Consider the following 11,237-nt stretch of genomic DNA (forward strand, 5'->3'; position numbering starts at 1 on the left):
GAGCCGCCGGTGGATCGTCCCCTTGACCTACACGTTGCCCGCACCGGCACCGTCCGGGCTTGCCAGGACGGGGCGGATGTGGGGGAGGATGGCAGGGACCATACGAAGGGAATTCCACGGTGAGCATCGACCCGTCCTCGATTCCGAATTTCGGGGGCCAGCCCGAACCGCAGCCGTCGGGGCCTGATGGTCCCGTGCTGCCAGACCAGGACCTGGTCAAGCAGCTCCTCGACCAGATGGAGCTGAAGTACGTAGTCGACGAGGAGGGTGACCTCGCCGCGCCGTGGGAGCAGTTCCGCACGTACTTCATGTTCCGGGGCGAGGAGGAGCAGCAGATCTTCTCCGTCCGCACGTTCTACGACCGTGTCCACGGCCTCGATGAGAAGTCGAAGCTGCTGGAGGCGATCGACGACTGGAACCGCCGGACGCTGTGGCCCAAGGCCTACACCCACACCCATGACGACGGCACGGTCCGTCTGATCGGTGAGGCATCGATGCTGATCGGCACCGGTGTTTCGCTCGAACACTTCGTGTCGAGCACGGTCAGCTGGGTTCGCGCCTCGATCGAATTCGACAAGTGGATCGTCGAGCAGCTCGGTTTGGAGGCCGAGATCGACGGCGATTCCGACGACAAGCCGGGCGAGGAGGAGGGCTGACGCCCCCTTTCACCCCCGGACCCGGCTGCGCGGGCCCAGGAGCATCCGCTCCGGGGCCCGCGTCGTCGTGTGTGGGGGGCTTTCCCGCCGCCGGCTAGCCGGCCGCCAGCGCCTTCAGCCGCCCCGCCGCCTCCTGGAGGACCTCGATGCTCTTGCAGAAGGCGAAGCGCACGAACGGGGCGCCCTCGTCCTTGTGGTCGTAGAAGACCGCGTTGGGGATGGCGACGACGCCGGCGCGCTCGGGCAGGGACCGGCAGAAGGCGAAGCCGTCGCCGTCGTGGGACAGCTCGGCTCCCAGGGGGCGGATGTCGGTGGTGATGAAGTACGTGCCGGTGGGACGGAAGACCTGGAAGCCGGCGTCGGCCAGGCCGGCGGCGAGCACATCGCGCTTGGCGCGCAGGTCGTCGCGCAGGCCGCTGTAGTAGCCGTCGGGCAGGGCCAGTGCCTCGGCGACGGCGTACTGGAAGGGGCCGGCGGAGACGTAGGTGAGGAACTGCTTGGCCGAGCGGACCGCGGTGATCAGCTCCGGCGCCGCGGTGACCCAGCCGACCTTCCAGCCGGTGAAGGAGAAGGTCTTGCCGGCCGAGCTGATCGTGACGGTGCGGTCGCGCATCCCGGGGAAGGACGCGAGGGGCAGGTGCTCGCCCTCGAAGACCAGGTGCTCGTAGACCTCGTCGGTGATCACGAGGAGGTTCCGCTCCACGGCCAGCTCGGCGATCGCGGAGAGCTCCTCGCGGGTCAGGACGGTGCCGGTGGGGTTGTGGGGGGTGTTGAGGAGGATGAGGCGGGTGGCGTCGGTGACCGCGTCCCGCAGCTCTTCGAGGTCGAGGCGGTACGTACCGGATTCCGGCTCGGCGCGCAGGGTCACCGGCACCCGGCGGCCGCCCGCCATGGCGATGCAGGCGGCGTAGGAGTCGTAGTACGGCTCCAGCGCGACGACCTCGTCGCCCGGTTCGAGGAGGGCGAGCAGCGCGGCCGCGATGGCTTCGGTGGCGCCGGCGGTGACCAGGACCTCGGTGTCGGGGTCGTACGAGAGGCCCAGGTGGCCGTAGAAGCGCTCCTGGTGGGCGGCGACGGCGGTGCGCAGCTCGGGGACGCCGGGGCCGGGCGGGTACTGGTTGCCGCGGCCGTCGCGCAGGGCGCGCACCGCGGCCTCCCTGACCTCTTCGGGGCCGTCGGCGTCCGGGAAGCCCTGGCCGAGGTTGAGGGAGCCGGTGCGCACGGCGAGCGCCGACATCTCGGCGAAGATCGTGGTGCCGAATTCGGCGAGGCGGCGGTTGAGCAGCGGTCGGTCCATGCGCGCCATCCTGCGCCGAACCTCTGGAGTTCCTCAACTGTGCTTTGAGACGCGGAGGGCGGGGGCATCAGCCCCAGCACACAAGGACGGAAGCGGTCGCCGACGCGGCGGCCGGCGGCCCGGGAGGGGCCGTGGCGGCGCACCGGGCGCCGGACGGAGCGATGCAGCCCCACTGCCTGAAGGGCGTGGGAGGTGCGCCCACGCTTCGGGGGAGCGAAAGGAGTGTGAGGCAGATGATGGGGCTCGTGTTCTTCGGGCTGATCTGCGCGGCGGTGATCGGGGTCGTGGCCCTGGCCGTGCGGAACGGGAGCGGCACCGGACGCGGCGGGAGCTCGGCCGGCGCCAGCTGGTGGGCGGGTGGCGACTCGGGGTCGGGCGGCCACCACGGCGGGCATCATGGCGGGCACCACGGCGGTGGCCACGGCGGCGGGCACCACGGCGGGCACTCGTGCGGCGGCGGCGGTGGCTGCGGTGGTGGCGGGGGCTGCGGCGGAGGGTCCTGAACCGTACACATGCGGGTGGCCCATGCCCTTCCGCATATGCGCCCGGCGGGCCGGGAAACGAGCGTCAACGCCCGCTGGGCGCAAGGTAGTTGAACAGATGAACTGCTAGGCCCTCTAGGGGATGGAAACCCCCGGGAGATGGGTAAAACTGCTGTGGGTGACCGGGCATTCATGATTCCCTCTTCAGAGAGAATCCCCCACGTTCTCCCCTTCCCACGTGGGCACGAGCCGGCAGGCAGACGTACATTCCTGATCCTTCACGGGCGGGCCGGCCCACCATTCCACTGCGTGCTTGCGGAGCCGACCCATGCTCACCACTTTGAAGACGGCGTACACCGATACCCGTGCATCCGACCTGGCCTGGGCGCTGGGCAGGGAACCCCTGCCGGCCCTGGCCGTGCTCGATCTCCAACACCACGACGTCCAGGTCCAGTTGAGGCTGCTCGGCGCCTCCCACCAGGTCATCCTCGAAGAGGAACGCGGGACGTGTTCCGAGACCGTCGCCTGCATGCCGGGCAGCAGCACCCCGTTGCCGCTCGGCGTGGCCAAGCGCCTGGGGGACTGGGAGTACGAGTTCGCCGCGCATGTGGAGACCCTGTCGCGCGGTTCGTTCGCGGGGCGCGCGCAGGAGTTGCTCGCGCTGGTCGCCGAGCATCCGTACGGGCTCGCCGGGACGTTCCCCGGTTCGCCGCACGCCTTCACGGCGCTGCTGGCGCAGTGCCAGCGGGACCAGGTGCGCTGGCGGACCTGGCACGCGTATCCGCAGGAGGGCCGTTTGGTGGCCACCCGGACCCGGGTGGGCGTACGCGCAGCGGTCGCGGCCGTCTAGGGACGGCGACTCCCCCTGCGGTACGCGCCCGGCGGGTGCAAGGGCGGCGGGGCGCGCGCGGTGGTGCGCACGCGGGCGCGCAACCGCCGCCGTCCGCCGTGGACTTGCGCTCCGACGTCGCTCAACTGACGCGTGTAGCCCGCAGAGTGCACTCGTGTGGGTGACCAAGAGGTACGGAATCGTCACGTAGCGTTCACTCATGATCGACCCGCCAGAGTCCGCTCTCACCGGCACCCTGGAGCCGTCGGAGGCCATGACGTCGGCGCGGCTGCCCGTCGCGGCCGGGCTCGGCCGGCTGCTCGTGCTCTGCGTGGTCTTCGTCTGCGCCGCCTGCGGACTGGTCTACGAACTCGAACTCGTCGCGCTGGCCACCTACTTGGTGGGCGACTCGGTCACCCAGGCGTCGGTCGTGCTGTCCGTCATGGTCTTCGCGATGGGCGTCGGCGCGCTGCTCGCCAAGCGGCTGCGGTGCCGGGCGGCGGTCGGCTTCGGCGTGGTCGAGGCCGGCCTCGCACTGGTCGGCGGCAGCTCCGCGATGGCGCTCTACGCCTGTTTCGCCTGGTTCGCCCAGTCCCGCTCCGCGCTGGTCGCCTTCTCCCTGGTCATCGGCGTCCTGATCGGCGCCGAGGTGCCGCTGCTGATGACCCTGATCCAGCGGGTGCGGCGCCAGGACGCCGGCGGGGCGGTCGCCGACCTGTTCGCCGCGGACTACGTCGGCGCGCTCGTCGGCGGCCTGGCCTTTCCCTTCCTGCTGCTGCCGAGCCTCGGCCAGCTGACCGGCGCGCTGGTCACCGGCACCGTCAACGACGTGGCCGGCGGCGCCCTGGTGCTCTGGCTGTTCCGCCGCGACCTGACCGCCCGCGCCCGCTGGACCCTGCTCGTGGTGAACATCCTCGTGCTGGCGCTGCTCGCCGCCGGCGTGCTGCTGGCCGCGCCCTTCGAACGGGCCGCACGCCGGGCGGTGTACGGCTCGGCGGCCCGGGTCGCGGTGCAGACCGGCGTCCAGGAGGTGGTGCTGACCGGCGGTACCGGAAGCGGTGCGGGACGGTCGAGGAAAGGTTCCGGCCGGCCGCTGGAGCTCTATCTCGACGGCCGGCTGCGGGTCAGCGCGGACACCGAATTCCGCTACCACGAAGCGCTGGTGCACCCGGCGATGGCCGCCGGGCCGCACGCCCGGGTCCTGGTCCTCGGCGGCGGCGACGGCCTCGCCGTACGCGAGATCCTCCGCTACCGCGCGGTCCGCTCGGTGACCGTCGTCGAGCTCGACCCCGGCGTCCTCCGGCTGGCCCGTACGGACCCCGGCCTGACCCGCCTGAACGACCACTCGCTCGGCGACCCCCGGGTCCACGTCGTCACCGCCGACGCCTTCGACTGGCTGCGCGACCGGCACGCCCCCGGCCACCGCACGGCACCGTACGACGTCATCGTCTCCGACCTCCCCGACCCCGGCATCACCGCCAGCACCAAGCTGTACTCCCAGGAGTTCTACGGTCTGGCCGCGCGGCTGCTGGCCGACCGCGGACGCCTGGTGGTGCACGCCGGACCGCCGGTCGCCCGGGCCCGGGCGTACTGGACGGTGGACGCGACGGTCCGCTCGGTGGGTCTGGCCACCGACCCGTACCGCATGCCCGGCCGCCCCGCGTCCTCCTTCGGCCCGGACCGCTCGGCCGACCCCACCCCGGGCCCGACCGGCGAACCGCTCACCGTCGGACCGGCCGCCGGCTACTGGGGCTTCGTGCTCGCCGCCCGGCACCGCCCCCGCTTCGGCCCGGCGCCCGACGCGCCCCCGCCACCGGTGACCCGCGAGGCGCTCCGGGCCGCCGGGCACGGCGACCTCCGCGACCGCATCCCCGGCCTGCCGGCCTCCACGCTGATGCGTCCGCGCTACCAGGACTGAGCACCAGGACCGAGCCGTTCCGCGACCCGGGGCAGGGTACGCGCGGCGGCACCGACCCGCGCCGGAGTGCAGAAAGTTGTGCGTGGGCGGGCACGGTTCCGGGGGCGCTGGGTAGGCTCCGTTGTCATGGAGCATGAGGTGTACGTTCCGTTTCCCGTCCGGACCGTGCGGCAGGCGCTCACCGATCCGGAGCGGGTGGCGCGCTGTGTCCCCGGAGTCCAGCTCGACGCCGATGCCGCCCCGCACCGCCCCGAGGGCCGGCTGCGGCTGCGCATCGGAAGCTCCACCATCACCTACCGCGGCAGTCTCACGGTCGGCGAACCGGCGGACGGCGGCCCCGGCGACGCCGCCACCGCCGAACTGACCGTCGAGGCGAAGGGCACCGAATCCGTGGGCGACGGGGCGGTCGCGCTCACCCTGACCGTACGGCTGTCCCCGGCCACCGATCCCGGCCCCGGCACCACCCTGGCCTGCGCCGGCACCGTCCACAGCGACGGCCGGCTGGCCGAGGCCACTGACCGGTCCGCCGAGGCCGCCGGGCGCCGGCTGCTGGACCGGTTCGCCGAGAACCTCGCGGACGACCTGCGGCAGCGCCCGGTGGCCGAAGGCCCCGCCCGGACCGGGGTCTTGGACGCCGAGGTGCCGCCGCCCTCCCTGGACCCGCTCAGCGACGAGGACGCCATCGAGGAGGCCGACCTGGCCGACGCGGGCGACGCCGCCGAGGAGCCCGGGTTCGCCTACGACGACGACCTGGACGAGGTCGCCCCGGCCGAGGCCGCGCACGCCCGCCGCACGATGATCGGGCGCAGCGCCGAGGAGGTCGACCACGCCCCGCCGCGCGGCCGGTACGCGCCGGTGCCCGCACCCGAGCCCAACGCCACCTCGCTGACCCTGCGCTGGGCGGCGCCGGCCGCCGCGGTGGTGCTGGCGTCCGCCGTCGTCGTCAGCCGGGTGCTGCGCCGCCGCCGCTGACCGCGACCCCCGGCGACTTCCCCCGGCGCGGCCCGGCACACCGCTAGGGTCGGGCCCCGTGAGTACCGACAACACCACGCAGGGCGGCGCGCCGGACGGGGTACGGCTGGCCGCCGGAGACACCGAAGTGACCGTCCGGCCGGACCGCGGCTGCCGGATCGAAAGCCTCCGGGTCGGCGGTACGGAACTGCTGCGGCAGGGCGACAAGTACGGCTGTTTCCCGGTGGTTCCGTGGTGCGGCCGGCTCGCGCACGGCGAGTTCCGCAACGGCGGCGAGCTGCACCGCATGCCGCTGAACGCCCCGCCGCACGCGATCCACGGCACCGGCCGCGACCTTTGCTGGCACACCGCCCGCACCGGCCCGACGGAGGCGGTCTTCACCTACGACCTCGCCGACCCGGCGGCGCCCTGGCCGTACCCGGGGCGGGTCACCCAGCTCGTCCAGCTCGGCGCGGACGGCACCTCGCTCACCCTCACCATGGGCGTCGAGGCGACCGGCGACTCCTTCCCGGCACAGGCCGGCTGGCACCCGTGGTTCCGGCGGAACCTCGGCGAGGGGAGGGACGTACACCTCGACTTCCTGCCCGAGTGGCAGGAGGAGCGGGGCCCCGACCACCTCCCGACCGGCCGCCGGATCACCCCGCGGCCCGGCCCCTGGGACGACTGCTTCGGCGTGCCGCGCGGGGTGGCCGCCACCCTCACCTGGCCGGGCCGGCTGGAACTGAAGGTCACCAGCCGCGCCGAGTGGGTGGTGGTCTACGACGAGCAGGAGGCCGCGGTCTGCGTCGAGCCGCAGACCGGCCCGCCCAACGGCCTCAACACCCTGCCGCGCCTGGTCACCCCCATCGACCCGCTGGAGATCTCCATGACCTGGAGCTGGCGGAGCCTGTCCGGGGACACCGCATAAGCTCGGGACCATGAGTGACGACGTGCGCGGCGAGCTGCTGCAGCAGATCAAGGACAAGGCCGTGGTGCACGGCAAGGTGACGCTTTCCTCCGGCAAGGAGGCCGACTACTACATCGACCTGCGCCGGATCACCCTGGACGGCGAGGCCGCGCCGCTGGTGGGGCAGCTGATGCTGGACATCACCGCCGACCTGGACTACGACGCGGTGGGCGGGCTGACGCTGGGCGCCGACCCGGTGGCGACCTCGATGCTGCACGCCTCCGCCGCGCGCGGCCGGCGGCTGGACTCCTTCGTCGTCCGCAAGGCCCAGAAGGCGCACGGCATGCAGCGTCGCATCGAGGGCCCGGACATCACGGGCCGCCGGGTCCTGGTCGTCGAGGACACCTCCACCACCGGCGGCTCCCCGCTGACCGCCGTCGAGGCGGCCCGCGAGGCGGGCGCCGAGGTCGTCGCGGTGGCCACCATCGTCGACCGCGGCGCCGCGTCCGCGATCGCCGACGCCGGACTGCCCTATATCACGGGCTTCCAGCTCGCCGACCTCGGCCTCGCCTGAGGGCCGTCCGGCACCCGGCGCTGACGCGGACGTACCGCGCTGACCTGGGGATTCGCCGAGGGGTGGCCGGTTTCACGTGAAACCGACCACCCCTTTCGCGTGGTGGCCGGATGGGGGAGGTGGAGCAATCCGCGGAGTCTGGGAAGATGTGCTCGGCAACGTCGCCGTCCCAGGTCAGGGCCAAGAACGCACACCCGCACATACAAGGAGCGGACAGATGCCCATCGCAACCCCCGAGGTCTACAACGAGATGCTGGACCGGGCGAAGGCAGGCAAGTTCGCCTACCCGGCCATCAACGTCACGTCGACGCAGACGCTGCACGCCGCACTGCGAGGGTTCGCCGAGGCCGAGAGCGACGGCATCATCCAGATCTCCACCGGCGGTGCGGAGTTCCTGGGTGGTCAGCACAACAAGGACATGGTGACCGGCGCGGTCGCGCTCGCCGAGTTCGCGCACGTCGTGGCCGACAAGTACGGCATCACCGTCGCGCTGCACACCGACCACTGCCCCAAGGACAAGCTCGACGGCTATGTCCGCCCGCTGCTCGACATCTCCGCCGAGCGCGTCGCCAAGGGCCAGAACCCGCTGTTCCAGTCGCACATGTGGGACGGCTCGGCCGAGACCCTCGCCGACAACCTGGCCATCGGCCAGGAGCTGCTCGCCAAGGCCGCCGCCGCCAAGATCATCCTTGAGGTCGAGATCACCCCGACCGGCGGCGAGGAGGACGGCGTCACCCACGAGATCAACGACGAGCTCTACACCACGGTCGACGACGCGCTGCGCACCGCCGAGGCGCTGGGCCTGGGCGAGAAGGGCCGCTACCTGCTCGCCGCCTCCTTCGGCAACGTCCACGGCGTCTACAAGCCGGGCAACGTCGTGCTCCGCCCCGAGCTCCTCAAGGACCTCCAGGAGGGCGTCGGCGCCAAGTACGGCAAGACCGCGCCGTTCGACTTCGTCTTCCACGGCGGCTCCGGCTCCACCGAGCAGGAGATCGCCACCGCGCTGGAGAACGGCGTGGTCAAGATGAACCTCGACACGGACACGCAGTACGCGTTCTCCCGTCCGATCGCGGACCACATGTTCCGCAACTACGACGGTGTGCTGAAGGTCGACGGCGAGGTCGGCAACAAGAAGACCTACGACCCGCGCAGCTGGGGCAAGCTGGCCGAGGCCGGCATGGCCAAGCGGGTGACGGAGGCTTGCGCGAACCTTCGCTCGACGGGCACGAAGATCAAGTAACGCGCCGTCCCCTCCCGTGAGGGGGTGGAAGAACGGTGTGTGGGGGCGGGCGTCTGCGGGCGTCCGCCCCTTCGTCGTGCGAGGGGCCCGGTTGGCGGGCAGGCTCGGGCTATGGGTGACGTGGGGCTGAGGTCCTCGCAGGGCCGGTGGGTGTTGCTGACCGCCGTGCTGGGGTCCGGGATGGCGATGCTGGACAGCACCGTCGTCAATGTCGCGCTGCCGCGGATCGGGCAGGATCTGCATGCCGATCTGGCGGTGCTGCAGTGGACGGTGACCGCCTATCTGCTCACCCTCTCCGCGCTGATCCTGCTGGGCGGGGCGCTGGGGGACCGGTACGGGCGGCGGCGGGTCTTCGTCATCGGGGTGGTCTGGTTCGCCACGGCCTCGCTGTTGTGCGGGCTGGCGCCGCAGGCCGGGGTGCTGATCGCGGCCCGGGCGTTGCAGGGGGTCGGCGGGGCGCTGCTCACGCCCGGTTCGCTCGCCCTGATCCAGGCGGTCTTCCGGCCGGACGACCGGGCCCGGGCGGTCGGTGCCTGGTCCGGGCTGGGCGGGGTGGCCGCGGCGATCGGCCCGTTCGTGGGCGGCTGGCTGGTGGACGGGCCCGGCTGGCGCTGGGTGTTCTTCGTGAACGTACCGCTGGCGCTGGTGTGCGTACCGGTGGCGCTGCGGCACGTCCCCGAGACCCGGGAGCGGGACGCGGAGGCGCGCCGCGGGTTCGACGTGGCGGGCGCGGTGCTGGGCGCGCTGGCGCTGGCCGGGGTGACGTACGCGCTGATCTCCGCGCCCGGCCGGGGTCTCTCGCCCGGGGTGGTCGTCCCCGCGGTGGCCGGTGTGTTGCTCGGGGTGGCCTTCGTCCGCGTCGAGGGGCGCCGTACGGACCCGATGCTGCCGCCCTCGATCTTCCGCATCCGCCTGTTCTCCGCGATCAACGCGGTGACGGTGTGCGTCTACGCGGCGTTCAGCGGCTTCTTCTTCCTGGCCGTCCTCCAGTTCCAGGTCGTCGTGGGCTATTCGGCACTCCAGGCCGGCGTCGCCCTGCTGCCCACCACGGTGCTGATGCTTCTGCTGTCCGCCCGCTCCGGTGAACTCGGCCAGCGCATCGGGCCACGGATCCCGCTCACCGTCGGACCGGTGCTGTGTGCCGCCGGGATGCTGCTGATGGTCCGGGTGGGACCGGGCGCCTCCTATTCGGCGGATGTGCTGCCCGCGCTGGTGGTGCTGGGCATGGGAATGGTGGCGCTGGTGGCGCCGCTCACCGCGACCGTGCTGGCCTCGGTGGACGTGGACCGGGCCGGTCTGGCCAGCGGCATCAACAACGCGGCGGCCCGGGCCGCGGGCCTGGTCGCGGTGGCCGCCCTGCCCCTCCTGGCGGGCATGGGCCCCGAGGCGTACCGCTCGGCCGACGAATTCGCCGCCACCTTCCGCCGCGCCATGCCCCTGTGCGCCGCCGTCCTCTTGGCCGGCGCCCTGATCGCCTGGCTGACGGTGCGGCCCGCGGCCCGCCCTCCGGCCCCACCCACCAAGGAACCCTGCCACCCCGAATGCACCTACCACTGCGGAGTGGCCGCCCCGCCTTTGGACCCCGGCGACGAACCACAGCAGCCCCCACCCACCTCCACTTCTCCCCCAACGGGAAGGGGCGGGCCGGAGGGGCCTGGTTCGTGAAGGTAAGGCGAAGCAGTCCACCAACCAGGCCCCGGAGGCCAGGCAGGGGGGAGCAACGGCGAGAAACCACCGCGGCGGGAAAGCCGACCACGTGCGCAGGCCCGCCGCAGGCACGCCGTGGGGGAGACTAAGGACATGCCCATTCACGAAAACCTGCTGGGGGGACCGCCCCCCACTCATCTCCCCGACGACCCCGGGCCCCGGGAGGCGCTCGCGGCCGGTACCGCGCCGGCCGATGTCGCCGCGAAGTACCCGACGTCCTCCCTCGCCTGGGCGCAGCTCGCGGACGACGCGTTCGAGGGCGGCCGGGTCGTCGAGTCGTACGCGTACGCCCGCACCGGCTACCACCGCGGTCTGGACGCGCTGCGCCGGGCCGGCTGGAAGGGCCACGGCCCGGTGCCGTTCGAGCACGAGCCCAACCGCGGCTTCCTGCGGGCGCTGCACGCCCTCGCCCGGGCCGCCGGGGCGATCGGCGAGCAGGACGAGTACGAGCGCTGCACGCAGTTCCTGAAGGACTCCTCGCCGACGGCCGCCCAGACCCTGGGCTGACCGCGACGCGACGCCGCGCCCGCGAAGGCGCCCGCTGGCCCGCCTGGCCCTCTGACCAGGCGGGCCTTGCACATGCCGGGGACCATTGCGGAAGATGCCCGGTGGGGACCGGGGCCCCCGTGCCGGAATCGGCAGGGGCGGACCGCTACCCGGAGTACGTTTCGAGGAG

At 72.8% G+C, this 11,237-nt stretch carries 11 protein-coding genes; 10 read left to right on the forward strand and 1 reads right to left on the reverse strand.

From position 1 onward, the window contains the following. Nucleotides 1-119: 119 nt before the first annotated feature. Nucleotides 120-656 (forward strand): YbjN domain-containing protein, encoded by a 537-nt coding sequence (locus tag IG62_RS0129470; protein ID WP_030414448.1) that lies wholly within the window; start codon nt 120-122, stop codon nt 654-656. A gap of 94 nt (nt 657-750) precedes the next feature. Here IG62_RS0129470 and IG62_RS0129475 read toward each other — a convergent pair whose 3' ends face one another. Further along, nucleotides 751-1,953, reverse strand: coding sequence for a pyridoxal phosphate-dependent aminotransferase (locus tag IG62_RS0129475; protein WP_030809896.1), 1,203 nt, complete (start codon nt 1,951-1,953; stop codon nt 751-753). Nucleotides 1,954-2,186: 233 nt separating this feature from the next. On the opposite strand from IG62_RS0129475, the gene IG62_RS0129480 reads away from it, so the two are divergent. The 9 genes from IG62_RS0129480 (at nt 2,187) to IG62_RS0129520 (ending at nt 11,068) form a co-directional block, all read left to right on the forward strand. After that, nucleotides 2,187-2,456: a hypothetical protein gene (locus tag IG62_RS0129480; RefSeq protein ID WP_234326805.1), complete on the forward strand. Its 270-nt coding sequence runs from the start codon at nt 2,187-2,189 to the stop codon at nt 2,454-2,456. Between the two features lie 307 nt (nt 2,457-2,763). Next, nucleotides 2,764-3,285, forward strand: coding sequence for a DUF2617 family protein (locus IG62_RS0129485; RefSeq protein ID WP_030414451.1), 522 nt, complete (start codon nt 2,764-2,766; stop codon nt 3,283-3,285). Between the two features lie 199 nt (nt 3,286-3,484). Next, a complete protein-coding gene (locus tag IG62_RS0129490) occupies nt 3,485-5,182 on the forward strand; it encodes a polyamine aminopropyltransferase (protein WP_030809902.1) in 1,698 nt (565 codons plus the stop codon). Nucleotides 5,183-5,308: 126 nt separating this feature from the next. Then, the gene (locus IG62_RS0129495; RefSeq protein ID WP_030809905.1) at nt 5,309-6,154 is read left to right on the forward strand and encodes an SRPBCC domain-containing protein; all 846 of its coding nucleotides are present in this window, start codon (nt 5,309-5,311) and stop codon (nt 6,152-6,154) included. A 58-nt stretch (nt 6,155-6,212) separates the two neighbouring features. Beyond that, entirely contained in the window at nt 6,213-7,061 is an 849-nt protein-coding gene (locus IG62_RS0129500) for an aldose epimerase (RefSeq protein WP_030809908.1), read from the forward strand. A 10-nt stretch (nt 7,062-7,071) separates the two neighbouring features. Beyond that, nucleotides 7,072-7,614 carry an orotate phosphoribosyltransferase gene (gene pyrE, locus IG62_RS0129505; RefSeq protein WP_030414455.1) on the forward strand — a complete coding sequence of 181 codons (543 nt, stop codon included), beginning with the start codon at nt 7,072-7,074 and terminating at the stop codon, nt 7,612-7,614. Between the two features lie 217 nt (nt 7,615-7,831). After that, a complete protein-coding gene (fbaA, locus tag IG62_RS0129510; protein WP_030809911.1) occupies nt 7,832-8,854 on the forward strand; it encodes a class II fructose-bisphosphate aldolase in 1,023 nt (340 codons plus the stop codon). Nucleotides 8,855-8,965: 111 nt separating this feature from the next. Beyond that, on the forward strand, nt 8,966-10,519 hold the full coding sequence (locus tag IG62_RS0129515; protein ID WP_037839594.1) for an MFS transporter: 1,554 nt from the start codon (nt 8,966-8,968) through the stop codon (nt 10,517-10,519). 135 nt (nt 10,520-10,654) lie between these two features. Then, a complete protein-coding gene (locus IG62_RS0129520) occupies nt 10,655-11,068 on the forward strand; it encodes a DUF3151 domain-containing protein (RefSeq protein WP_030809918.1) in 414 nt (137 codons plus the stop codon). Nucleotides 11,069-11,237: the final 169 nt, after the last annotated feature.

Origin of the sequence: Streptomyces sp. NRRL S-337, assembly GCF_000720175.1 — a bacterium.
Classification (GTDB): Bacteria; Actinomycetota; Actinomycetes; order Streptomycetales; family Streptomycetaceae; genus Streptomyces; species Streptomyces siderophoricus.